The organism is Vibrio toranzoniae (assembly GCF_024347655.1).
In the GTDB taxonomy this organism is placed as follows: domain Bacteria; phylum Pseudomonadota; class Gammaproteobacteria; order Enterobacterales; family Vibrionaceae; genus Vibrio; species Vibrio toranzoniae.
Genome location: NZ_AP025514.1, coordinates 1,453,548 through 1,477,642 on the forward strand (window position 1 = coordinate 1,453,548; position 24,095 = coordinate 1,477,642).

General features: G+C 41.3%; 24 protein-coding genes. 17 read left to right on the plus strand and 7 right to left on the minus strand.

Going from position 1 to position 24,095, the window contains the following annotated elements:
* The first annotated feature begins 146 nt into the window (after positions 1 to 146).
* The 7 genes from pyrD to rmf all read left to right on the plus strand — a co-directional run bounded on the left by pyrD (position 147) and on the right by rmf (position 8,786).
* Positions 147 to 1,157 (plus strand): quinone-dependent dihydroorotate dehydrogenase, encoded by a 1,011-nt coding sequence (gene pyrD, locus OCU50_RS06290; RefSeq protein ID WP_060467640.1) that lies wholly within the window; start codon positions 147 to 149, stop codon positions 1,155 to 1,157.
* A gap of 207 nt (positions 1,158 to 1,364) precedes the next feature.
* On the plus strand, positions 1,365 to 1,913 hold the full coding sequence (locus OCU50_RS06295; protein WP_029627105.1) for a cell division protein ZapC: 549 nt from the start codon (positions 1,365 to 1,367) through the stop codon (positions 1,911 to 1,913).
* A gap of 506 nt (positions 1,914 to 2,419) precedes the next feature.
* Entirely contained in the window at positions 2,420 to 4,540 is a 2,121-nt protein-coding gene (gene rlmKL / locus OCU50_RS06300; RefSeq protein ID WP_060467641.1) for a bifunctional 23S rRNA (guanine(2069)-N(7))-methyltransferase RlmK/23S rRNA (guanine(2445)-N(2))-methyltransferase RlmL, read from the plus strand.
* A gap of 68 nt (positions 4,541 to 4,608) precedes the next feature.
* A complete protein-coding gene (locus tag OCU50_RS06305) occupies positions 4,609 to 4,827 on the plus strand; it encodes a glutaredoxin family protein (RefSeq protein WP_046224324.1) in 219 nt (72 codons plus the stop codon).
* Complete coding sequence (locus OCU50_RS06310; RefSeq protein ID WP_060467642.1) at positions 4,805 to 6,721, plus strand: ABC transporter ATP-binding protein; 1,917 nt, start codon at positions 4,805 to 4,807, stop codon at positions 6,719 to 6,721. Before OCU50_RS06305 ends, OCU50_RS06310 begins: the two co-directional genes overlap by 23 nt.
* A 9-nt stretch (positions 6,722 to 6,730) precedes the next feature.
* Positions 6,731 to 8,452 (plus strand): DUF3466 family protein, encoded by a 1,722-nt coding sequence (locus OCU50_RS06315; RefSeq protein ID WP_060467643.1) that lies wholly within the window; start codon positions 6,731 to 6,733, stop codon positions 8,450 to 8,452.
* 160 nt (positions 8,453 to 8,612) lie between these two features.
* Positions 8,613 to 8,786, plus strand: coding sequence for a ribosome modulation factor (rmf, locus tag OCU50_RS06320; RefSeq protein ID WP_017057234.1), 174 nt, complete (start codon positions 8,613 to 8,615; stop codon positions 8,784 to 8,786).
* A 273-nt stretch (positions 8,787 to 9,059) separates the two neighbouring features.
* Here the strand turns inward: rmf and fabA are convergent, their stop codons facing one another.
* On the minus strand, positions 9,060 to 9,575 hold the full coding sequence (fabA, locus tag OCU50_RS06325) for a bifunctional 3-hydroxydecanoyl-ACP dehydratase/trans-2-decenoyl-ACP isomerase (protein ID WP_010440782.1): 516 nt from the start codon (positions 9,573 to 9,575) through the stop codon (positions 9,060 to 9,062).
* 70 nt (positions 9,576 to 9,645) lie between these two features.
* Positions 9,646 to 11,298 (minus strand): AAA family ATPase, encoded by a 1,653-nt coding sequence (locus OCU50_RS06330; protein WP_060467644.1) that lies wholly within the window; start codon positions 11,296 to 11,298, stop codon positions 9,646 to 9,648.
* 189 nt (positions 11,299 to 11,487) lie between these two features.
* Between OCU50_RS06330 and matP the strand changes: the two genes are divergently transcribed.
* The 4 genes from matP (at position 11,488) to OCU50_RS06350 (ending at position 14,053) form a co-directional block, all read left to right on the plus strand.
* Positions 11,488 to 11,943 (plus strand): macrodomain Ter protein MatP, encoded by a 456-nt coding sequence (gene matP, locus OCU50_RS06335; RefSeq protein ID WP_046224320.1) that lies wholly within the window; start codon positions 11,488 to 11,490, stop codon positions 11,941 to 11,943.
* A gap of 23 nt (positions 11,944 to 11,966) precedes the next feature.
* On the plus strand, positions 11,967 to 12,275 hold the full coding sequence (locus tag OCU50_RS06340; RefSeq protein ID WP_060467645.1) for a DUF3634 family protein: 309 nt from the start codon (positions 11,967 to 11,969) through the stop codon (positions 12,273 to 12,275).
* 104 nt (positions 12,276 to 12,379) lie between these two features.
* Positions 12,380 to 12,691 (plus strand): hypothetical protein, encoded by a 312-nt coding sequence (locus tag OCU50_RS06345; protein WP_060467646.1) that lies wholly within the window; start codon positions 12,380 to 12,382, stop codon positions 12,689 to 12,691.
* Positions 12,692 to 12,832: 141 nt separating this feature from the next.
* Entirely contained in the window at positions 12,833 to 14,053 is a 1,221-nt protein-coding gene (locus tag OCU50_RS06350; RefSeq protein WP_060467647.1) for a hypothetical protein, read from the plus strand.
* 78 nt (positions 14,054 to 14,131) lie between these two features.
* Here the strand turns inward: OCU50_RS06350 and OCU50_RS06355 are convergent, their stop codons facing one another.
* Positions 14,132 to 14,737 carry a DUF2971 domain-containing protein gene (locus OCU50_RS06355; protein WP_060467648.1) on the minus strand — a complete coding sequence of 202 codons (606 nt, stop codon included), beginning with the start codon at positions 14,735 to 14,737 and terminating at the stop codon, positions 14,132 to 14,134.
* A 323-nt stretch (positions 14,738 to 15,060) separates the two neighbouring features.
* Positions 15,061 to 15,660 (minus strand): outer membrane beta-barrel protein, encoded by a 600-nt coding sequence (locus OCU50_RS06360; RefSeq protein WP_060467649.1) that lies wholly within the window; start codon positions 15,658 to 15,660, stop codon positions 15,061 to 15,063.
* Between the two features lie 657 nt (positions 15,661 to 16,317).
* Between OCU50_RS06360 and OCU50_RS06365 the strand changes: the two genes are divergently transcribed.
* Complete coding sequence (locus OCU50_RS06365; protein ID WP_261809201.1) at positions 16,318 to 16,449, plus strand: hypothetical protein; 132 nt, start codon at positions 16,318 to 16,320, stop codon at positions 16,447 to 16,449.
* Positions 16,450 to 16,670: 221 nt separating this feature from the next.
* On the opposite strand, the gene OCU50_RS06370 is transcribed toward OCU50_RS06365, so the two are convergent.
* The 3 genes from OCU50_RS06370 to OCU50_RS06380 form a co-directional block, all read right to left on the minus strand.
* On the minus strand, positions 16,671 to 18,395 hold the full coding sequence (locus OCU50_RS06370; RefSeq protein WP_060467650.1) for an ATP-binding protein: 1,725 nt from the start codon (positions 18,393 to 18,395) through the stop codon (positions 16,671 to 16,673).
* Complete coding sequence (locus tag OCU50_RS06375; RefSeq protein ID WP_060467651.1) at positions 18,395 to 19,579, minus strand: FIST signal transduction protein; 1,185 nt, start codon at positions 19,577 to 19,579, stop codon at positions 18,395 to 18,397. Before OCU50_RS06375 ends, OCU50_RS06370 begins: the two co-directional genes overlap by 1 nt.
* 99 nt (positions 19,580 to 19,678) lie before the next feature.
* Positions 19,679 to 20,047, minus strand: coding sequence for a hypothetical protein (locus OCU50_RS06380; protein ID WP_060467652.1), 369 nt, complete (start codon positions 20,045 to 20,047; stop codon positions 19,679 to 19,681).
* Between the two features lie 258 nt (positions 20,048 to 20,305).
* On the opposite strand from OCU50_RS06380, the gene ccoN reads away from it, so the two are divergent.
* The 5 genes from ccoN (at position 20,306) to OCU50_RS06405 (ending at position 24,090) form a co-directional block, all read left to right on the plus strand.
* Positions 20,306 to 21,733 carry a cytochrome-c oxidase, cbb3-type subunit I gene (gene ccoN / locus OCU50_RS06385; RefSeq protein ID WP_060467718.1) on the plus strand — a complete coding sequence of 476 codons (1,428 nt, stop codon included), beginning with the start codon at positions 20,306 to 20,308 and terminating at the stop codon, positions 21,731 to 21,733.
* 11 nt (positions 21,734 to 21,744) lie between these two features.
* Positions 21,745 to 22,365 carry a cytochrome-c oxidase, cbb3-type subunit II gene (gene ccoO, locus OCU50_RS06390; RefSeq protein ID WP_017057247.1) on the plus strand — a complete coding sequence of 207 codons (621 nt, stop codon included), beginning with the start codon at positions 21,745 to 21,747 and terminating at the stop codon, positions 22,363 to 22,365.
* A 9-nt stretch (positions 22,366 to 22,374) separates the two neighbouring features.
* A complete protein-coding gene (locus OCU50_RS06395) occupies positions 22,375 to 22,551 on the plus strand; it encodes a CcoQ/FixQ family Cbb3-type cytochrome c oxidase assembly chaperone (RefSeq protein WP_004742291.1) in 177 nt (58 codons plus the stop codon).
* Positions 22,551 to 23,525: a cytochrome-c oxidase, cbb3-type subunit III gene (ccoP, locus tag OCU50_RS06400; RefSeq protein WP_017057248.1), complete on the plus strand. Its 975-nt coding sequence runs from the start codon at positions 22,551 to 22,553 to the stop codon at positions 23,523 to 23,525. The genes OCU50_RS06395 and ccoP overlap by 1 nt, the downstream gene beginning before the upstream one ends.
* Positions 23,526 to 23,610: 85 nt before the next feature.
* Entirely contained in the window at positions 23,611 to 24,090 is a 480-nt protein-coding gene (locus OCU50_RS06405; protein WP_060467653.1) for a FixH family protein, read from the plus strand.
* Positions 24,091 to 24,095 lie beyond the last annotated feature (5 nt).

The following is a 24,095-nucleotide window of genomic DNA, read 5'->3' on the forward strand; positions in this document are numbered from 1 at the left end:
TACGATAACGTTTGCTTAATAGTAAGCCTCTTTCTTTAGCTAACTCGATTATCTTACCTTTACAGGCAGTAATAGATTGAATAGTTGGGTAAATAAGTAAATAATATCGCCCCGTTTACACGGCGCTTTTTTCTATCGGAGGCACAATGCTTTACCGTCTAGCCAGAACTGGCTTTTTCCAACTTGATGCCGAAAAGGCACATGATCTTGCAATTCAAAATTTCAAACGCTTCACCGGTACACCTATTGATCTTTTGTATCGCCAACAATTACCTCACCGACCTGTAGAGTGCATGGGTCTTACTTTTAAAAACCCAGTTGGCCTTGCTGCCGGCCTAGACAAAAACGGCGAATGTATTGATGCATTTGGCGCAATGGGTTTTGGTTTCGTGGAAGTAGGGACTGTTACTCCTCGTCCACAAGCAGGTAATGACAAACCACGTTTGTTCCGTCTTGTTGAAGCCGAAGGTATTATCAACCGCATGGGCTTTAACAACCTTGGTGTCGATAACTTGATTGAGAACGTTAAGAAGTCAAACTACGACGGCATTTTAGGTATCAACATCGGTAAGAACAAAGACACACCAATTGAGAAGGGTGCGGAGGATTACCTGATCTGTATGGAGAAGGTATATCAATACGCAGGTTACATTGCGGTAAATATCTCTTCACCAAATACTCCAGGACTTCGTTCATTACAATATGGTGAAGCTCTTGATGATTTATTGTCTGAATTGAAAACCAAGCAATCTGAATTAGAAGCGAAGCATGGTAAATATGTCCCGCTTGCTCTTAAGATCGCTCCAGATCTAAGTGATGACGAAATCAGCCAGATTTGCGAATCATTGATCAAAAATAAGATCGATGGTGTGATCGCAACCAACACAACATTAGATCGCAGTATTGTTGATGGCATGAAGCATTGCGACGAAGCGGGTGGCCTAAGCGGACGTCCAGTTCAATCTCGCAGTACTGAAGTGGTTCGTAAACTCCACGAAGAGTTGGGTGACCAACTGCCGATCATTGGGGTAGGTGGCGTTGACTCTTATGTTGCTGCAAAAGAGAAAATGATGGCTGGCGCTAAGCTTGTACAAGTTTACTCTGGTTTCATTTACAAAGGTCCAGGCCTTGTAGGCGACATCGTCAAAAATTTATAATCTTCAAAAAGCTTTTATCCTTATAAAAGCGACAATCTGGCATCGTCTTGTTAAAAGAGACACTGTAACTCACTGAGTTGTAGAGAAAAGCGATAAGAAAGAGGAATTCATTTCCTCTTTTTTTTTGCCTATTGCTCAGTAAAATTACTGTAATTGAAGGTAATTTTGCGTTTTACCTAACGGAATGGTTCAACAGTGTGAGACGAAATGATGCTTAAACCTAGCGATACATGGAATTGGTATTATGATGATCAGCAATGTTCATTAATGCTAAACCTCGGAGAGGATATGGTTTTTAAAACGAATCTGGTCCGCAACAAGCTGGTGGACTGCGCGTTTAAAGATAATGAATTCACTGTTGATGATGCATCTGCATACCAAACCTTCAAAGAACAAATTTCTGGCTTAGATCTATCTGAGCCTCGTCAAGCTGAACTGGCACTCTATTGTGTGGCAGCAAAGCGCTTCCATAAGCCTGTACAGCCTAAGAGTTGGTTTTTCGACTCACAAGGCACTGGCCATGAATATCCTCAAGAAGGGGATATTGTACAAATGAATAACGAGCATAGCTTAGGGTATTTCATTGTATTGGAAGTGGGAGAGTGTGCGAGCCTATGTGCATTTGTCGACCTAGAAGAGTTCCTGCTGACGCCTTCAAAAGGGCTGCGCTTTGGAGACTCAATCAAAGTAATGCACGATAGAATGGTAGACGCGAATACTATCCTGCATAAAACACACATAGCGATGGTAGGTTAGCTTCTAATCTAGTATGTCATTTAACGTTCCTCACTAGACAAAACTCACAGAAACCTTCCTCATAATCGGCTTAATAGCCGATTTTTTTGTGCCTAAAAAATCTCATCTTGATAAATACATCACCTCCCAATCATATAAATAGTGAACTTATGGCTATTTTTTCACCTTAATTTCTGCCTATTTCCACTACTAGAAGTGGAAATTGCCTGCCTTTATTCCTTGTTTTAAGTCTTTTGTAACTCAATTTCATCCATAAATCCTTTCTGGTATATACCAATTTTAAGGTGAATATAAATTCACGCCACTACTTTGGTTAATAGATGGTCAGAAATGGAGTTGGTTTGATAGGTCTTGTGTCCTCAGGGGGGGTGGGTAAGCGATCGCTTCAACACTGTGCATTTGCTAGCCAGTTAGTTGAAAGATTCAATGAAAATCCGAGTTTAGTGTGATGCTCTAGTAGCAAATTCAGGTATAATCGAGCTAATTTTTATCAATAAAAGAACACTATGAATCAATATCTAGCGGTTACCTCAAACGGCCTTGAGAATTTATTAGTTGAAGAACTAACCCAACTAGGGATTACAAACGCAAAACCTGTTCAAGCAGGTGTTAAATTCAAAGCGACCAATGAGCAAATTTATCGTTGTTGTTTATGGAGCCGTCTGGCTTCTCGATTTGTACGTGTCCTTTCTGAATTCACTTGTATGGACGACATGGATTTGTACCTATCAACCACTGCGGTTAACTGGGTAAATCAATTCCACAGCTCTAAGCGTTTTGTTGTTGACTTCAATGGTACGAACAACGAAATCCGTAATAGCCAATACGGTGCGATGAAAGTAAAAGATGCCGTTGTTGATTGCTTCGAGAAGAAGTCTTTGCCACGTCCTTCAATCAGCAAAGAGAACCCAGACGTTCGTATTCACGTTCGTCTACACCGCGATAAAGCGATTCTTGGTGTTGATATGGTAGGTAGCGGTCTTCACCAACGTGGTTACCGTCCTGAATCAGGTCGAGCACCATTGCGTGAAACTCTTGCTGCCGCGATTCTTCTTCGTAGTGGTTGGGATGCAACGAAACCTTTCCTTGACCCTATGTGTGGTTCAGGCACGTTAGTGATTGAAGCGGCGATGATGGCTGCAAACATGGCTCCAGGTGTTAAACGTCAGAAGTGGTGTTTTGAATCACTAGAAGATTTTAAACCAGAGCTATGGGCTGAAGTGAAAGCTGAAGCGAATGTTCAAGGCCGTCGTGGTGTTAAGAAAGTGGAATGTAAGTTCTATGGCTACGACAATGATGAACGCATGATCAAAACAGCGCGCGACAATGCTCGTCGTGCCGGTGTTGAAGAGTTGATTGAATTCGAAGTAGGTGATGCAGCAAAACTTAAACGCCCTACAGAATTTACCGATGGTGTGATTGTTTCTAACCCGCCTTACGGTGAACGTCTGGGTACCGAGCCGGGTCTTATTGCTCTTTACACAGCATTCGGCGCGCAGCTTAAAGCGGAATTTGGCGGTTGTAACGCGTCTATCTTCTCTAGTTCAGACGAACTACTTAGCTGCTTACGCATGCGTGCAGACAAACAGTTCAAATTGAACAACGGTGCGTTACCGTGTCACCAAAAGAATTACTCAATCTCAGATCGTCCGATGTCAGAGCGTCCGACAGGCGAGCAAGAACAATTGATTGCGCCTGATTTTGCGAACCGTCTTAAAAAGAATATCGGTAAAATAGGCAAGTGGGCTAAGAAAGAGCAATTAGATTGTTACCGTATCTATGATGCGGATTTACCAGAATACAATGTAGCGATTGACGTATATCCAGGTCACCTAGTGATTCAAGAATACGCAGCTCCTAAAGACGTACCAGAAGATAAAGCAAAACGTCGTCTAACCGATATCATCCGTGCAGCTATTCAAGTGACTGGCGTTGAAGCGAACAACGTTGTGCTTAAAGTGCGTCAGAAACAGAAAGGTCGTTCTCAATATCAAAAAATGGCTCAAGACTCATCGAACCTAGAAGTGAATGAATACGGCGTTAAGTTGATTGTTAATCTTCACGATTACCTAGATACGGGCTTATTCCTAGATCATAAGATCACTCGTCGTCGTATTGGTGAGATGGCCGCAGGTAAAGATTTCCTAAACTTGTTTGCTTACACAGGTAGTGCATCTGTTCATGCTGCTGTGGGCGGCGCACGTTCTACAACAACAGTAGATATGTCTAATACCTATCTACAGTGGGCAAAACAGAACATGGAGCTTAACGGACGTGTTGGTCGTCAACATCAGTTCGTTCAAGCTGACTGTCTACAATGGCTGGCTAAAGAGCAGGGTTCTTACGATCTGATCTTTATTGATCCACCAACATTCTCGAACTCAAAGCGTATGGATCAATCTTTTGATGTTCAGCGTGATCACATTCAGTTGATGGAAAACCTTAAACGTCTTCTTCGTGAAGAAGGCACGATAGTGTTCTCTAACAACAAACGTCACTTTAAAATGGACGTGGAAGCTCTAGAGGAGTTAGGTCTTAAAGCTCAGAATATTTCAGCTAAAACACTTCCATTGGACTTCTCTCGCAATAAGCACATTCATAACTGCTGGTTGATTACACACAAGTAATCAAAGAGATTGTATAAGGATATAGAGTGCTGACTCTCTACAGTACAGAAGGGTGCCATCTATGTGAGATGGCATTCCAACTCACGGAACAGTTAAACATTAGCCATCACGTCAATGTTGTCGACATAGCATTTGATGATGAGCTATTTTCCCGTTACGGGGTCACTATTCCGGTACTCAAATTTGAAAGCTCTGATTGTACTCAAAGCTCAGAGCTTAACTGGCCATTTGGCTTGTTAGAACTTAATGATTGGTTAAAAAAGAATGGCATTACTTACAATTCATAACGGGCAATTAGCGTTTGGCGATCACCCGTTATTAGATCGTGCGGATTTTGCGTTGCAAGAAAACGAACGTGTGTGTTTAGTAGGGCGCAATGGCGCGGGTAAGTCGACATTGATGAAAATCCTATCTGGGAACATCATCATGGATGACGGCAAGATGCAAATCACGCAAGATGTGGTTGTGTCTCGTCTGGAACAAGATCCACCGCGTAATGAGCAAGGTACCGTTTATGATTACGTTGCTGGTGGCCTAGCGGAAATCGGTGAACAGTTGAAGATCTACCATGATCTTTTGGATCTCATCGGTACTGATCCGAGTGAAAAGAACCTAAACCGTCTTACTCGTGTTCAAGAGCAGTTGGATCATGCCAACGCATGGCGTTTCGAAGATCGAGTAAGTAACGTAATGGCGGCGCTTAATCTAACTGCTGAGACAAAACTGACCGATTTGTCTGGTGGCTGGCAACGTAAAGCGGCCCTTGCTCGTGCACTTGTGTGTGATCCAGACGTTCTACTTCTAGATGAACCGACTAACCACTTGGATGTCGCGACTATTGAATGGTTAGAAGGCTTCCTGAAAGACTTCCGTGGCTCAATCATCTTTATTTCGCATGACCGTGCGTTCATTAAGTCGATGGCAACACGCATCGTCGACCTTGATCGCGGCAAGCTGAGCTCGTTTCCTGGCGATTATGAAAACTACCTATTAGAGAAAGAAGAAGCGTTGCGTGTTGAAGAAATGCAGAATGCTGAATTCGATAAAAAGCTTGCTCAAGAAGAAGTTTGGATTCGTCAGGGGATCAAAGCTCGTCGAACTCGTAACGAAGGCCGTGTACGTGCACTGAAGAAGCTGCGAGAAGAACGCATCAATCGTCGTGAAGTGCAGGGTAAAGCGGTTATCCAGATTGATGATAGTCAACGCTCAGGCAAGATTGTATTCGAAGCCGAAAATCTTAACTTTGGCTTTGAAGGCAAAGAAATTGTTAAGGACTTCAACTTCAACATTATGCGTGGCGATCGTATTGCTCTGATTGGCCCGAATGGTTGTGGTAAGAGTACGGTACTTAAGTTGCTTCTTGACCAACTTAAACCTGATTCTGGTCGCTTGCACTGCGGTACTAAACTTGAAGTGGCTTACTTCGACCAATACCGTGAAATCCTAGACCCTGAGAAGTCAGTTATCGATAACTTAGCGGATGGCAAGCAAGAAGTGACAGTCGGTGGCCGTGAGCGCCATGCACTGAGCTATTTACAAGATTTCTTATTCTCTCCTAAACGTGCTCGTACTCCTGTTAAAGCGCTATCTGGTGGTGAGAAAAACCGTCTGTTATTGGCGCGTATTTTCCTTAAGTCGAACAACTTGTTGATTCTCGATGAGCCAACCAATGATCTAGATATCGAAACTTTGGAACTTTTAGAAGATTTGCTTGCCAACTATCAGGGTACGCTTCTTTTAGTAAGCCACGATCGTCAATTTGTAGATAACACAGTGATGACAAGTTGGATCTTTGAAGGTAACGGCGTGATTGAAGAATTTGTTGGTGGCTACCACGATGCTCAGCAGCAAAGAAAGCAGGCATTAGAGTACCGACAGGTTGAAAAGCCATCAAAGCCTGAGAAAGTAGTTGAGGAAACTCCCAAAACTGCGCCAGTTAAGGCTAAACCTAAGAAGTTATCGTATAAGCTACAACGAGAACTAGAAGCGCTACCAATGCGTTTAGAAGAATTGGAAACTCAAATTGAAACTCTTCAGGAAGAAGTCAACGATCCAAGCTTCTTTTCAAAATCTGTAGAGCAGACACAACCAGTATTAGATAAGCTATCTGCAGCAGAGCAGGAGCTTGAAGTTGCTTTTGAGCGCTGGGAAGAGCTCGAGGCACTACAACAGGAAAGTTAAGAAGTAATAATGACTTGTACTAAATTTAAATTAACATCAGTTGCAGCATTAGTGTTTGCCGCAACTAACGCCAACGCTGCGCTTTATAAAGTCGTTGAAGTTACTTCTTCGATTACTGACGCATCTGAGATCTATGGTGTAGCGATTCAACCAGCGATGGTTTCCGGGACCGAAAGTTGTTTTACGACTGGTACTGTTGGGGGAGTTGCGTGTGCTGACTTTAAACTGGCTGGCGAGACACGAGATACTGTCGAAGGCATCAGTTATCGCGAAGAAGTCCCTTTCGCTATGGACGCTGCGTTCCAATATCTTCAAGAGTTCGATGACTTTGAAAACTACTGTAACCGTGAATTAAGATATTCAACATGTGAAGCGTGGGCTACAGATCATTGGAACGCTTGGAGCAAAGAGCGGACAGATCTTACTTATGTGAATGCAAAGGCTTTTGTTGAAGGTGGGGAGACATTTACAGGCCGAAACACGGTCATTAACTCACTGTATGCTCAATCTGCGACAGAAGTTGAACCTTTGGGTGTTAAATCAGAAGGCGGTATCCGTAATACTGCCCTTCATACTGAGTCGGTAGCTCCGGCTGGTACTTCTGAAACTCGTGCATGGCGTGCTATTAAAGCAAGTAACGACAAAGTCTACAATGTAGGTAGTGTTTCCGAAGACCGTGGTACGACAGATACCTCTAAACCCGATAAAGTATTTAGTTCTAAAGCTGCGATTTGGGATGGTACGACGACTAAACTAATCGATTGGGATAACAACTCTGCTTTTCCAGCGAAAACGGGTGACTTCTTTGCTCAAGGTAGTATGCGTTCTATCGCAGAGTCAAATTCCGTTTTTTATGGTGTAGGTTATAACACTACAGATGGTAGTGGTGACCTACAAGATATGGATGCGGCGGTTTTTATCAGTAAATCTCTGGACTTGTCTGATAGCAGTAACACATGGGTAACTAAATCGATTAGTGGTGCTGCGGTTAACTCGAACTCATCTGATGACTATAAGTACAGTAACTCAGTAGCGACCGATATTAACGATAATTTGTTCGCTGTTGGTTACTCTAAGCGTAACGGCTATGTACCAGAGAGTGGTAGCGCAGGTAACAAGATGTTCGTTGTGACAGATGCGTCTGCATCTACTCCTACTGCAACATATCTGTCTGGCGGTATCTTCTTCGGTGGCTCAAGTGGTGAAGCTAAAGCTGTGAACAACTTCAATGAGTTTGTGGGTCAGATTGACGCAGAAACGACTCGTGAGGTTGATGGTAGTGAGCGTAGGCATCGTGGTTTTATCTACCCGTACAATGTCGATTCCTCGAAAGATGAGCGTCGTGTAGACATCTTTAACGGCCAAGCTTGGTGGTTAGATGATCTAACCAATGATGGTAACGTTTCTGGAAATAACAACCAGTTCCGAATTATTGACGCAACTGACATTAATGATGCAGGTGTGATTTCAGCAACAGCTATCAAATGTACCGTTGGTGGTAAAGTTCAAGCGTATGATACAACATCTCATAACTCTTACTGTGGTGGCGCTGCATCTAACGCAGTAGAAGAAGTTGTTGCTGTTAAACTGGTTCCAATAGCTGGTGCTACTAAAGATGATATTCAAACTCGTAGTGCCGACTCCGAGAAAGTCGATCGCCAAGGTGGTAGCCTAGGTTGGTTTACTTTGACTGTGTTTGCTCTGTTAGGGTTCCGTAGAAAATTTAAATAATTTCACCTCATGAGCCCGAGTTCACAATTCTGAACTCGGGCTTTTTTTCGCCTTGAGAAAAGTGAAAAATTGATCGATTCTTAAAGTTGGAGTTACAAAAACTCCTCAAAGTTGTAATCATTATATGTTAGTAAATCAACACCCGTATGAGGACTGCACGATGAAGAGACAGAAGCGAGATCGACTAGAACGAGCACAATCTCAAGGCTACAAGGCTGGTTTGAATGGTAGGTCGCAAGAAGCTTGCCCATACAGCCAAATGGATTCTAGATCGTATTGGTTAGGTGGCTGGCGAGATGCTAAAGATGATAAGCATTCAGGTCTCTATAAGTAGATAGGGCGTAACGTATTCCAAAATCAAGGCTCCATTGCCTGTTGTTAACTACAACAGCTGGGGCTTTGTTAGTTTCTGAAAGAGATATTTAAAATGATACAGATACTAGAGGCGGGCTAGTAACTCTGAGCGCGTTATCTAGAGTCTTACTATAGCTGGTGGACATATATAGGTTTAATAAGTTCTCAGCATATTTTAATGCACTATAACTAAACTTATTGAGGTAAAAATAAAGCGGTCAGCGACCACTTTATTATAACTTTAACGATTCGATTAGAATGCTGACGTATCTTGGAAAAGGCCAACTTTCAAATCTTTAGCAACATAGATCTCTTTACCATCAACAAGTACGCGACCATCAGCAAGACCCATCACCAAGCGGCGGTTAACAACGCGTTTCATGTGGATCTCATAAGTGACTTTTTTCGCTGTAGGTAGAATTTGACCTGTGAATTTCACTTCGCCAACACCTAGAGCACGGCCTTTACCTTTGCCGCCAACCCAACCAAGGTAGAACCCAACAAGCTGCCACATTGCGTCAAGGCCTAGGCAACCAGGCATTACTGGATCGCCAGGGAAGTGACAGTCAAAGAACCATAGGTCAGGAGTAATATCCAGCTCAGCAAGAATCAACCCTTTACCGAAATCACCTTCAGTCTCAGACATTTTTGTGATGCGATCCATCATCAACATGTTCGGTGCTGGTAGTTGAGGACCTTCTGGCCATAGTTCGCCCTGGCTTGATGCTAGAAGATCTTCGCGAGTGTAAGAATCACGTTTGTTTTGCATTATCAATTACTCCGATTTTTGATAGGTGCATATTAGTGAACAGGTGTACGCTAAACAAGTCCGATCAGTACTAGACAAACCAGTTTTTAATGCGTCCAACAATTCCAATACGGTGTTCATGTCTTTCAAAGTTTTCAATACGTTCTGCTATTTTGCTCAGTACGTTTTCTTGTTCATCGTCTCTAAATGGTTTGTTCATAATCAGAGGAATAGCTTCATCTACATTAGACACAGACCAAATATGGAATTCTTCATTTTTGATGCTTTCAATGAGATCAGGTTTCAGAGCCAGATGCCTTAAGTTAGATCTTGGAAGGATCACGCCTTGTTCGCCAGTTAAGCCATTGTGTTTACACACATGATAGAAGCCTTCAATTTTTTCGTTTAGACCGCCTACCGCTTGTACGCGACCGAATTGGTCAACAGCGCCTGTAACCGCTATTTGCTGGTTAATAGGGTACTCAGAAAGCGCACTTACTAACGAGCATAACTCAGCTAGAGAAGCGCTATCTCCGTCGACTTCGCAATACGACTGTTCAAATACCACGGAAGCTGCATATGGCAGGGGATCTTCTAAGTTGAGCGAACTGCTCAAAAACGCTTGCATGATCATCATGCCTTTCGCATGAAGGTTACCACCAAGTTCGGCTTTACGCTCAACATCGGCAATATCACCATCACCAAAATGAATGACACATGAAATACGTGCAGGTTCACCATACGATATAGGGTGTCCCGGTACATCAATAACAGTCAGACCATTAACTTGACCTACTTGTTCACCCTTTGTTTCGATAATGACTTGGCCATCTCGAATATCATCAAGAGCACGCTCAGGCAGATATGATTCACGGTTGTACTTGTGTTGCTGAGCTTGTTGAACATGGTGAAGGTCAATTTCTCCGTTATTAGCTTCAATCACAGCTTCGTTCAGCAATGCGTTGTGCCAAATAGGGCACAACGGAATATAGCTTTGATCTTCGGTCTCCCTGGCGCCAGCGCTAAGAATTCCAATTAGCGCCTGTTGCGTAATTGTTGGCAAGCTATAACGTTGCTGAAGCCATTTTAGATAACCAAGATATTGAGTCAAAGTGTCGTGTGAAAGCTTGATGTCTTGTTCAATTTCACTGAATAGGCAAAAACCGGTTTGAATATCACTATCTAGATAATCAAGGTCCCCTAATTGAGATCTGTCTCCAACAACAATCAGCTTAATGTCATAAGTGAGAGGTAAAACCGGAGATTGGTTTAAGTGTTCAGGGTTACTACTGATTGGTTCTACCGCATCACCAAGGAGCGCAGACTTTAACAATAGCCAGCTTCCCGGGTTTGCCAAGATCAAGTTTGCTGAAACGATCAGGTAGCCGTTGTTTGCTCTAGCCAGTAAGCCGGGTTTTGTCGCAACAACTTTACCGTCTTTTGATTGAACCTGGTTAAACAAAGAAATAGCATTTAACGATTCAGTTTTTATTACAGGCTGTGTTTGATCATCTAAAGCAGTAACTAAAGATTCGACAATCATCTGACGATAGATAGAATTGTCTGGAGCGTTTACAAGTAAAACACGCGAAAGGTTAGATAAGCGAGTAAAACGGGTTAAGGCGTCTCTAAATCTATGTTGAATGTTTGAAAACGGGAAAGGCGAGATGTCAGGGAATTGCTCTAATTGAGCGTTATATTCGTCGTACTGAGGCGTAACATGTCGCCAATCTACTTGAGTCATTTAATTTTCTGATTACGATAATGAGGTAGGGATTATATAGAAAAACCGATCTCGCTTGTAGCTCTATGTTGTAGTTACAGTTCACTATGCCAAAATAAGTATTATCTTGGTCTATTCTTACAAGACAATAATTGTTAAACAGCCCATTATGGGTTACGCTGTCACTAGGATTAACTCTCGAGATTAGACATGAAATATCAGCAACTTGAAAATCTAGAATGTGGTTGGAAATGGAACTATCTGGTCAAAAAATGGAAAGAAGGTGAAGTGATCACCTGCCATATTGATTCAAGTGAAGCTGAGGTTGCTGTACAAGCCTTATTGAAGCTCGAACACCAACCCACAGGTGTTCTTGAGTGGATATCTAATAATATCTCTCCAGAGCTCGATAACAAGCTTAAACAAGCGATCAGAGCCAAGCGAAAGCGTCACTTCAACGCAGAACAAGTTCACACGAAGAAAAAGTCGATCGACCTTGATTATCGTGTATGGGAGAAACTTTCCCAACGAGCTAACGAGCTTGGTTGCACGCTATCTGATGCCATCGAGTACTTAGTCAGTGAAGCATCTCGTAGTGAACAAGCGAGTAAGACAGTAACCAGTCTTAAAGAAGACCTGAGTAAACTCCTTTCTGACGATAAATAATCATCAACTGTAGTGGTGACATTATGATGTACGTAATCTTAATTGGTGCAATATTGGTTTTTTGGTTGGTCGCAATTGATAGGCCAGTATTAAAAATCAAATTTAACAATGGGGCGATCGAACAAGTTAAAGGTCATCTTTCACCCAGTTTTAAACACAACCTTGAAGAAATTGGTCATAAAAATCTCTTCAAGGGAGAACTTAAAGTATATGCCAAACGCTCTGGTTATAATCTCAAGTTCACTAAAGATGTACCTAAAAGCGTTCAGCAGCGCATTCGCAACGTATTCCCGCACAATGGATTTAAATCTAAAGGTTCAAAGAGGGCGTAATTGTCGAGAACTACGCCTTACCTAGTAAACTGTCATACTAAGTTAATTCTCAACCTATCTTAACTATTAGCATACTGTTCTTAACTTCCACTAGAGAGAACAGTATGAGATATTTAGTATTCTTATTGTGTTTTTTACCTCCGACCGCATTTTCCGATGATTCACTGATTAATCCTGTAGCAAAAAAGATCAAAGCTAGCGTCATTAAAGGGCTAAACAAGAGCAATACTGATATGTATGGCTATTGTGACCTAATGATCGAGATGAAGCACTCGAAGGGATACACAAGAATCAAAAAGGTGAGGACATCGGGTGATAGCAAAGTTTGCAAACAGGCTAAAAAGCATTTACCGAAAAAGAAAAAGTTCAAATACAGTTTTCCTGAAAAGTATATCCGCCTTCATATCACGGATTGATAACCTAGAGCACTATAACTAAAATTCTGTAAATTTATTGAAACAATTTCGTGAACCAATATCTAATTTCTATTAATATTCGTTTTGTTATCAAGGCAAGATATGCCAGAAAATAAATCTTAGGGCAAAGGAAAGTCACGGTTGTTGTTAGTAAATAAAAGTTATTCCCCTGAAGTCATAGAAATCTCTAGGAAAGTCTCGATGAACGTCGAGGCTCGTTTTACCAAATGGTTAATATCGCCACAATATAAACTAGAACAATCTACGGTTGATACGCTGCTGAGTTTAGAAAATAGATATTGTGATAGTGTCATTTTTGATGAAGCCGACCGTATTTCACATAACCAACGTATTTTATTACGTTGCGAACAAGACAGAGTGAATGCACATCGCGAGAAAGTCGTCGCGAAGCAACAAACACTACGATACGTTATTGATGATGTTAGCAATGCAGCCTCGGATCTAATGCTTGATAAGCTCCAAAGCACCTTAATAAGTTCGTTGTTTTCAGAATTACCAGATTACAATCAGCTTGCTAGCGTTGCTTATTCGCCATCTTTAAACTTTGCTAAACTCCATGAAATATCAGCTAAAAGTAGGTCATTGAGTTCAAGTTTAATCGAATTTGTTTCCAATCAAGAGTTTGCCGAGAAGTATGGAAAGAAATCTAAAGTCATTCTTGATCCTAAAGTTGCAGTTCGGCAGATAGGAATAGAAAATTGTCGTTTATTGTTTCCTTTGTTAATGAGCCAGCAACTGATTAAGTGGAATGATGGCAACATTAAACATATTGTTCCTAAGGTTTGGCAACACCTAGTCGTAACTTCAAACGTTACGCGGCTTAGACTTCAAGAAACCTCTGTAAAAGATCCTAATGTTGGTATCCTGCTTGGTGTGATACGAGTTTTGCCTTTATTCTTAATTTGTAACCACTTTTCTTCAACGTTTGAAGATGCACTGGTGAAAACCATGCTGGATTACCGAGATGCAAGTGATAGGCATGATGAATATTACGCTTGTACTGAAGTTCTACCCAATACACAGTTTCTTGAAGCAATGGTCAAGCCATTGGAACTCAAGTTACTTAAAAAACTTGTCGAATTTATTGATTGGAGCCCGGACAACCAATACATAAAGCACGCACTTCTTGAGGAAGTGAATGATATTCCAACTCTTGAACGAACCGTTTGTGGTGCAGCACTGGCTCAAGGTAGAAAATTCTCTGTGTATGAATCGTTAGATAATAGTAATTTATTTAACGCCAAACATCGGTCGTATTGGTTCTCTACAGTACAAATGGCGGCTGAGACGATAGGGCAAATACAACGTAAAGTTCCTGGCAAACTGACCACAGATATGTAGAAATAGAGAGAGTCACATTTAATGTGACTCTTTTTTTGTTGCAGTGTAACTTTTAATAATATGTTTTTTGTTAACGATTTAAGCTTCGCTAACCACTTGAAAAGTAAATGAGTCTTGCTTAGCACTCGCATGTTTAACGGGAATGCCTAGCTCTTGACAAGTCATTAGGACTTTCAGCTTTCTATCAACAGGGGCGTGTTCTGAAAGAATCACTGACCTCAAGCACTCTCTATTCAGATATAATTTATGCCCAACGATCTCTTCATCAGGCAATACCCATCGATATTCTTGCTCGAAACGCCAATTTGAATGTTTGATTTTAAATAATTCGGTACCTACCTTAGTCGTTTTATCATCTTTGGGAGGTGAATTAAAAACGGTGATGTCATCTTCATATTGGACTTTAAAACAGTTAAGGTCAGCTTTGCCGTTATAATAATTAAGATCATACTCGATACACATACCCCTGAAATTATCGCCATACTGTGACCACAATATTGGGTGATCACTAGATTGAGAAAAGCACATTACTTTGAAATCGTTTTGAAGGTTTTCGTTTAGCGCGAGGTTAGATTCAAAAGGGTTATTAAAAGTTTTTGCGTAATCAAACCACAACGAGCACTCAGATATTGACTGTATATTTCTATCGTGAAGAGATCTGAACTTATAAAGCCTAGGTAACATATCAAACACCTATCTCACAAAATTGCCTGATGTTAGCACTTATAATTACAATAAGAGTGAGAATGTATTGCATTTGATTGCTTAATCACCTTGTTTATTCATGTAACTGATTGATAGATCAAAGTTTAAACAAAAATAGTAGCTTGTTTAACTGTGTGGAACTAATTAAAGCTTCTCAGATTTTTTAATAAGATACAACGTAACTTTAATCATAGAGCAAGTTACGACTATAAAATCGAAGTCGAGTAGGGAACCTGAAGATTTAAAAGCCGAACTCGAAAAGAACGGCTTAATTTGAAATAAAGCTTACGATTGAATTGAGATTAGAAATGGTACCTTGCACCGATGTAAGCCGTTTGAGATGAAACATCGACGGAGTCTATTTCCACGCGGGCATTTCGGTAACCAAGATGAATGTCGATGTTGTCTGTAAGGATCGCACCAAGCTCACCGCCAACCTGATAAGCCGCTTCAGATTTAGAGCCTGACACTCCGAATGCTTTTGCTTCCATATCCATAGAACCAACGCCAGCTAATAGAGACACATACAGATCTAATACGTCACCTTTAACAATAAACTTAGGTTTAATATTTACGAAGAAAGCTTGGCCTTCAACATCCATTATGTCGCTATAATTAACTTTTCCAATTTTGCGGTACTCGGCCTCTAATCCCAGTTTGACAGCATCGTGCGTATTGAATTCGTAGCCACCAACTAAGTTATAGCTGAAGTCTGATAGATCAGATGAATCTTCAATTGCGCTACCACGGTATTCTAATTCAGTTTCATTATAAAATCCGGCATCGATGCCAGCGTAAAAATTACCAAGGTCTTTAGAATCGGTTTCATTGTTACTAGCAAGTGTGTATGTGTTCATCCCAAAAATGGTGAATAGTGATAGGGCGATTGTACTAATTTTCATATTAAGCCTTTTATATTATTGATTTAGAGAATATCTTAACAAAACAAAGGTCTTTGAACTATTAAAAGTTATATCTAACCACCTGATTTAAAAGATTATTATAGAACTCGCCGATTTTATGCGTTCTCCAACGTAGTCGAGGCAGTGGTTTAGGTTGACGTCTGATTTCAAGTTTCTTTAAAACAATAGGTTAAAGTTATAGTTATTCGCACTTGTGTTACTTTTTCTTCAAAAAGATATTGGTGTTCAGGAACTACGAACGTGATAGCTCAAGCTTTACCGTGAATAACTTCGGTGGACTGGAATTAAAACGCTTCGGCATTAAGCTCGTGAGGTTGATGAAATAATGGAAGATCAAGTCATGAAATCTGATGAACTCCAAGAAGTCATTAACTGGTTACACAACGATGTAGATAAAGCCGTTGATGATATTCCAATGATGTAGTAGCCAAGCGTCAGTACAAAAAAGTCTTCGACAGCTTAGAACTATTAAAAGAAATGCTGCTCATGAGTGAGTCCAACAAAAACCATGTACAGATGCTTGGCTATCGAGATGATACAAACCAAGTTCAATGTATGGTGTAGAATGTTGTTGGCTTAAACTTCCAAGAAGTGAATGAACTTGCTGCTGGGATATTCTTGGTTGGTGACTGGTTCATGTCAGTTACAAGCGTTGATAAAGATGAAAACCACAACGTAAAAATCTATGGGCCATATGAGACAGACCAACAAGCAATGGAACATGCACGTAAAACCTTGTCAGTAAGAACGTTCAGAAGCTCTGTATGAGCCTAGAAAACCCCTCAAAATCAAACTAGCCTAAGTGCGTATTATGTACGTTATGTTAAATGTGATTTGGGCTTTATAAGGTTGGACTCTTTGGATGATGCCCTGCCTTCGCATTTTGTTGTTATTATCTAGTTTTATACTGTGTATTTAACCATAATGTATATTTACCATAAAATACCTAATAAACATATTTCTTAATCTTCATTTAAGAAATATGTTTATTAGGCGTTAAGCATTAGTCTATTAATTGCTTCTGTTATCTCTTTGGTTCGTACAGGCTTCGTTACGAAATCATTCATGCCTACATTTAGACACGAATATCTGTCTTCTATTGATGTGTGCGCTGTCAACGCAACGATTGGTGTTTCGATATTGGCATCTCTAATGTATTTCGTTGTGGTTAATCCATCCATTACTGGCATCGACACGTCCATTAAAATAATATCTATCCGATCGTTGTCTTTCTCGATAAAGTTAAGTGCTTCTTCACCGTTACTTGCAATAAAAACTTCGTGCCCTTGTCGCGTTAGGATTAACTTGATCACCATTTGATTCGTTGGGTTATCTTCAACAACTAAAACTGCATAGCGACTTCTTAGCTTTCGAGATCGTTTATTTGCTTTAGTGCAATCCTGTTTGTTCATTGCTCTAGTGAGCACGGGTAAATGCACTTTGAACTTAGAACCTTTGCCTAGCTTACTCTCTACGCTAATGCGACCACCCATCAATTCAACAAGTCGTTTAGTGATAGCTAAGCCCAAACCTGTACCACCAAACCTACGTGTGATTGTGCTATCGGCTTGTACGAACGGGCTGAACAATGACGAAATTTGCTGTGAGCTAATGCCAATCCCGGTATCTTCCACCGTTATATCAAAAGAGCTCTGTTGGTAATCAATCGATACATGAACATGTCCATATTCGGTGAACTTTATCGCGTTACCAATCAGATTAAATAGAATCTGTATTAAGCGAGTTGGATCGGTATAATGAAGTTCCCCTTCAGGTATATAACTCGTGGAGGTTAACTCCAATCCCTTATTGTCTGCTGTCTTCTTTTGTTCAGATAACACAAAAGTTACAGCGTCTCTTATGTCGCTCCATTGAGGAGCCAAAGAGAAACTTCCAGACTCGATTTTAGAAAAATCCAACACGTCACTGATAATTGCTAACAAAAGCTCAGATGATGTACTCATATTAAGCAGTATAGACTGTTGTTCTTCATCTAACTGTGTTGACTTTAGTGTGTCGATTAAGCCTATGACTGCGTTTAATGGGGTTCTTAACTCATGACTCATCATTGCTAAGAATTCAGACTTTGCCTTGTTGGCTCTTTCTGCTTCTTTTCTTGCTGTGACAAGCTCCGCTGTTCGCTTTCGAACGGTGGCTTCGAGTTTCTCTTTATTTTCTATATCAAACACCGCTCGTTCAATTAGAGGACGAAAACGGCTTAGGGTCGCTTTGGTTTCAATATCAAAATGCTTAGTGTTCGAATGAACAAAGATAATGACGGATTGAGTTAATCCACTATCGATGCCGGTGATCAAAACAGAGTTAATTTGGTCGAGTATGATGGGATGCAAAGAGTTAAATTCACCCAACGATTTGGGTTCAAAAAGGATAACGCATTCTCCATTGATGACTCGCGATAGTTTACCGCTATCACTCCATTTTATCTTTCCAAATACTCTATTATTGGTTAACAAAGTTTTGAATTTCCCTTCATTCCCGACCCTTGAGATCACGATAAAATCATCGAATTTTATGTATTTTTTGAGTACAAATTCAATACTAGAGAATATTTCTGCAATGTTGCTCGCTTTACTGATAGCCGAAATGGTTGATAGGATCACCCTATTTTCTTCAGCTAATTTTCGTTCACGTGATTTTAGTTTTTGCAGTTCAATACGGGCTTCTTGCAGCTCTTCTTGACCTTCAGAACTCATTATTTTTTTAGCCTATAGAAAGTTGCTGACGACACCATTAAATTTCCATGTGCATTTTCGCCGCCAGAGAGTCTACCTTGTTCACCAAATGTGAAAGAGCAAATATAAGGTAGTCCATCAAGTGCTTGATTTATTTGGTTGCATACCTCATCCATGTCTTGTTTTAGGTTTAACATCGGACCTGCACAGAATATATTGATAGCCCCCAGTTTTTCCTCAAATTCCATATCATTATAATAAGATGAATGAATAATGTTGGCTGCGCGGCCTATTAATTGTTGTTTGCAGCCTTGCATCAAATAGATGGTATCGCCTTCATTTATGTCGGTAAATAACTCGATCCCGTTGTTTTCGGTTTCTCGGATTGAATGCGACAACTTGAAATATGGGTAGTCGTATGAAGAACCTACTTTCCTTCCCAATGGATAGACAGAAGACTTTTCGAATATATAGCCGTCATCACTGTCACCTAAGTGGAAATTGGTCCATTCATTATAAACAGTGACAGCAGGCCTATGATCGATCTCCAACAATACTCTGTTTCTGACTTTAGTCACGGTACCAGAGTACTGTGTGGGTGTGTGACCGGCGCTTAAGGATGAATATATCGATTGAGAAGCGAACACCGCCATTAGAGACAAACCGTTAACAGAGAGAGACTCTTCGGTGAATATGCTCCAATTGCCGGAAACCTGATTATCTGCAGCACTGCCTCCAATAATTGGTACGGCTGTTCCAAACTTTTTGTCTATGGCTGCCATGATTTTTTCTTCATTGCCAGGCGTAGAATGAAGCAAGATTAAATCGGGTATTTCGCCTTCTCGATTGGCGTTTTTAAGTGCTTTGTCGATCGCTCGGAAGGTGTTTTTTTCTATAGAATCACCGAAGTGCTCGATCCCCGTTCCGTAGGCGTTGATCCCTGTATCATAAATGATAAGAGCACCAATCACAGGGCCAGAGTGGAACCCTGTTTCGGTCATTATGCCGTGACAAGTAGTGCATCCATGAATGGGAGTATGAGGAAGAGCGTTGACCAAATGTTGCTGCACAGCTAACGTTGAGTACTCTTCTGTGCAGTAGCAAATAAGACAGGCGATATCATCGCTTTTCAATACTCCGGAGAGCAACTCATCGACCGCTACTTTATAATCTAAGGAATAAGAGACTTTTGATAGAAATTTCATAGATTGCTGAAGGATTAATTAATGTTCTCTTTATAACACTTTAATGCACTGTGTTTCATTGATTTAGTATATGTTTCTACAAAAGTATCGATGCGTGATTCAGTTTGCTTTAGATAGATTTACAGAATACGTACTGACCTGTTGTGGGAATGTAACCGTTATTGAGGCAGTTTCATCGTTGGTTTGTAATAGCCAATGAGAGACCCCGTTTGGTTCTAAGGTTCCGCTGCCATCATAATTAATGATGAATTTACCAGTTTCGGATGTTTTGATTGAATACCCCTTGCTATAACCTGAAATTAAAACATTATGTTGTTCAATACCAAATTGACAAGGTTTGGAAACTATACAGTCTATTGTTTCATCGTTAACGTATGTTACTGTTCTCCAAGTAAATACAGCTATTAAAATAACCAACATGATGATAATTTGAACAAGCCTGCCTTTTGTTAGCTTCTGTGCCGCCATTATAATCTTTACTCCTTGTTACAAAGTTCAAAGTTTTTAAAGAAAAATCCAATTCCGGACCATGCGTAAGGTTACTACTCTGTCATTGATTTGTTAATTCAAGTATAGTGTCGCGTTGAAAATGCCACTTTTTTTTAAAATCAGCAAGTGGAAATAAAGTCATGAATAGGCTGAATTTCCTTTTCTAATTTGGGTGGCATTACGACGTGAGTCGTGTTGGAAGTAAAGTGTAGTAAATAAGAAATTGGAAGCATGCAAATGAGCCAAGAAAAGCAGCTTGAACAAAACTACAACTATACGGTCGTCCGTCAATTTACCCTCGTTACAATTTTGTGGGGTATTGTCGGTATGGGCGTTGGTGTTTTGATTGCCGCTCAATTAGTTTGGCCACAGCTAAACTTTGATACGCCGTGGCTGACGTACAGTCGTTTACGTCCCCTGCATACTAATGCGGTTATTTTTGCGTTCGGTACAAGTGCGCTGTTTGCAACATCATATTATGTTGTACAACGTACCTGTCAGACGCGTCTCTTTGGTGGCCCTCTCGTAGCCTTTACCTTTTGGGGTTGGCAAGCGATTATCCTGTCCGCTGCAATTACTTTACCGTTAGGTATGACCTCTGGTAAAGAATACGCAGAACTTGAATGGCCAATCGATATTGCTATTACTCTTGTGTGGGTAGCTTATGCGGTCGTGTTCTTTGGAACTATGATTAAGCGTAGGACCTCGCATATTTACGTAGCAAACTGGTTCTTCGGAGCTTTCATCATCACGGTTGCCGTGTTGCACATCGTTAACAGCCTTTCTGTTCCTGTATCTGCGTTTAAATCGTACTCGATTTATGCAGGCGCAATCGATGCAATGGTACAATGGTGGTACGGACACAATGCGGTAGGCTTCCTATTGACAGCTGGTTTCCTAGGTATGATGTACTACTTCGTTCCTAAACAAGCTGGTCGCCCTGTTTATTCTTACCGCCTGTCGATTGTTCACTTCTGGGCTCTTGTGTCTCTGTATATCTGGGCTGGTCCTCACCACCTGCACTACACTGCACTTCCCGACTGGACTCAGTCTCTAGGTATGGTTATGTCTTTGGTTCTGTTTGCTCCTTCTTGGGGTGGCATGATCAACGGTATTATGACTCTATCAGGTGCTTGGCATAAGCTTCGCTATGACCCAATCCTACGTTTCCTAATCGTTTCTCTATCATTCTACGGCATGTCGACTTTCGAAGGCCCTATGATGGCAATCAAAACGGTTAACGCACTATCTCACTACACGGACTGGACTATCGGTCACGTTCACTCTGGTGCGTTAGGTTGGGTTGCAATGGTTTCTATCGGTTCGGTTTACCACTTAGTTCCTAAACTATTTGGTCAAGAGCGTATGTACTCTGTATCTCTAATCAATGTTCACTTCTGGTTAGCAACGATTGGTACGGTCTTCTACATTGTTGCGATGTGGATTTCTGGTGTGATGCAAGGTTTGATGTGGCGTGCAGTTAACTCTGACGGTACGTTGACTTATAGCTTTGTAGAGTCAGTAGAAGCGTCTTACCCGTTCTACTTTGTACGTTTCTTAGGTGGCTTCATCTTCCTATCTGGTATGTTCTTACTGGCATACAACACGTACAAAACTGTTTCAGCACCTAAAGATAGCCTTAAAGCTATCCCTCAACCGGCTTAAGGAGATTTAGAATGAGCTCAAATTCAAATAATCGCCATGAGTTGGTCGAGAAAAACGTTGGCTTACTAGCGATCTTGATCGTTATTGCTATCAGCTTTGGTGCTTTAGTAGAGATCACTCCTCTTATTTTCCAAAAACAGACAACAGAACCTGTAGAAAACCTACGAGTTTACTCTGCTCTGGAAATGGAAGGTCGTGATATCTATATCCGTGAAGGTTGTAACGTATGTCACAGCCAAATGATTCGCCCTTTCCGCTCTGAAACTGAACGTTACGGCCACTATTCAGTAGCTGGCGAAAGCGTTTGGGAACATCCATTCCTATGGGGTTCTAAGCGTACTGGTCCTGATCTAGCGCGTGTTGGTGACCGTTACTCTGATGAGTGGCACCGTGTTCACCTTCTAGATCCTCGTGAACTTGTTCCTGAATCAAACATGCCAGGTTTCCCTTGGCTTGCTGAGAATGTACTTGATGGCAAATTGACTCAACAGAAGCTTGAACTCTTCCGTAATCAATTTGGTGTTCCTTACACAGACGAACAAATTGCTAACGCTAAACAAGATGTTGAAGGAAAAACAGAGATGGATGCAATCATCGCTTACCTTCAATCGCTTGGCCACGCAATGAAATAAGGAATAATTATGGACATTATTACATTTCAAAGTGTTTGGACTGTGACTGTTTTTGCTTGCTTCATCGGTATCGTTTGGTGGGCATACGGCAAGAACCGTAAATCACGTTTCGACGAAGACGCGAACCTAGTGTTTGCTGACGACGAGCCAGCAACAAGTTCTAAAAATGAAGGAGTGACAAAGTAATGAGTACATTCTGGAGTATCTGGGTTAGTGCGATTACGATTGGTACCCTAATTGGTTGTGCGGTCTTACTTCGTTGGTGTTTTAAAGATAAAACAGGCGTAGAAGAGGGTCACGATATGGGCCATGAATACGACGGTATTCGTGAGCTCAATAACCCACTACCTAAATGGTGGACGTACCTTTTCGTTAGCACAATTGTGTTTGCAGCTGTTTATCTTGCTCTATACCCTGGCCTTGGTAACTTTAAAGGTCTACTAGGTTGGACGAGTTCAAACCAAACAGTTCGTAGCGTAGAAGAGTCTCGCTCTGCAATCGCTGCAGCTCAAGCTAACAAACAGTTAGACGAATACGCTAAAGAGCTTGATGATGCAAATACCTACTTTGGTGAAGCGTTTAAAAAGCTAGCTCACGACGAAAACGGCCTACGTTCTGTCCCTGACATTGCATCAGATACTGACGCAATCAAAGTGGGTCAGCGTTTGTTCCTGCAAAACTGTTCTCAGTGTCACGGCTCTGATGCTCGTGGTCAGAAAGGTTTCCCTAACCTAACTGACGACGCGTGGCTATATGGCGGTGAGCCACAAGCTATTGTGACGACGATCATGCACGGTCGTGTTGGTCAAATGCCAGGCTGGAAAGATGCACTTGGTGAGCAAGGCGTTAAAGAAGTGGTGAGCTACACGCTTAGCCTTTCTGGACGTAGTGTGAACGCACGTGAAGCAGAAGCTGGTAAAGCACGTTTCGTCGTGTGTGCGGCGTGTCACGGTACTGATGGTAAGGGTAACCCTGCTGTAGGTGCGCCTGACCTAACAGACCGCGATTGGTTGTTCGGCGATTCTCGCGCTGATGTCACTGAAACAGTAATGAACGGACGTTCTGGCGTAATGCCTGCTTGGAAAGATATTCTAGGCGAAGACAAAGTTCAGCTTGTTGCATCATACGTGTGGAGTTTAAGCAACTCAGATAATAAGTAACATTTCAATAACAGCCTCTTTCTAAGAGGCTGTCTTTCCTTTATTTTATAACCCCTTCTTTTTATTCTTTTTTGAGATATTTTTTATGGTAAAGCCTTGGTATAAACAGTTTTGGCCGTGGTTCTTAATCGCGTTGCCGGCGACAGTAGTTATTTGGACCATCATGACGGTTATTGTGTTTACAGAGAACTCTGTAGATTTGGTGACTGAGGATTACTATAAAAAAGGAAAAGGCATTAATGTCGATATTTCGAAAGTAAACATCGCTAAAGAACTTGGCCTCTCGGCTTCAATTAATGAGAAAGGTAACTCTGTTATCATTACTCTAGATAAAGGCAAACTAGATCACTTCCCTGCTATTAACGCAATGTTCGTTCACAGAACACTGCCTGACCGTGATTTCACTCAGCTGCTTACCGCTGATGCGAGCGGCAATTACACGTTGACTCTAGACCACGAAATGCAAGGTCCATGGTTTATCGAGCTTTCTCCGCATAACTCTGAATGGTTAGTGCAAGGTCGCATGAACTTCCCTATTGAAACTTCTACTCAACTAACGAACTAAAGCTT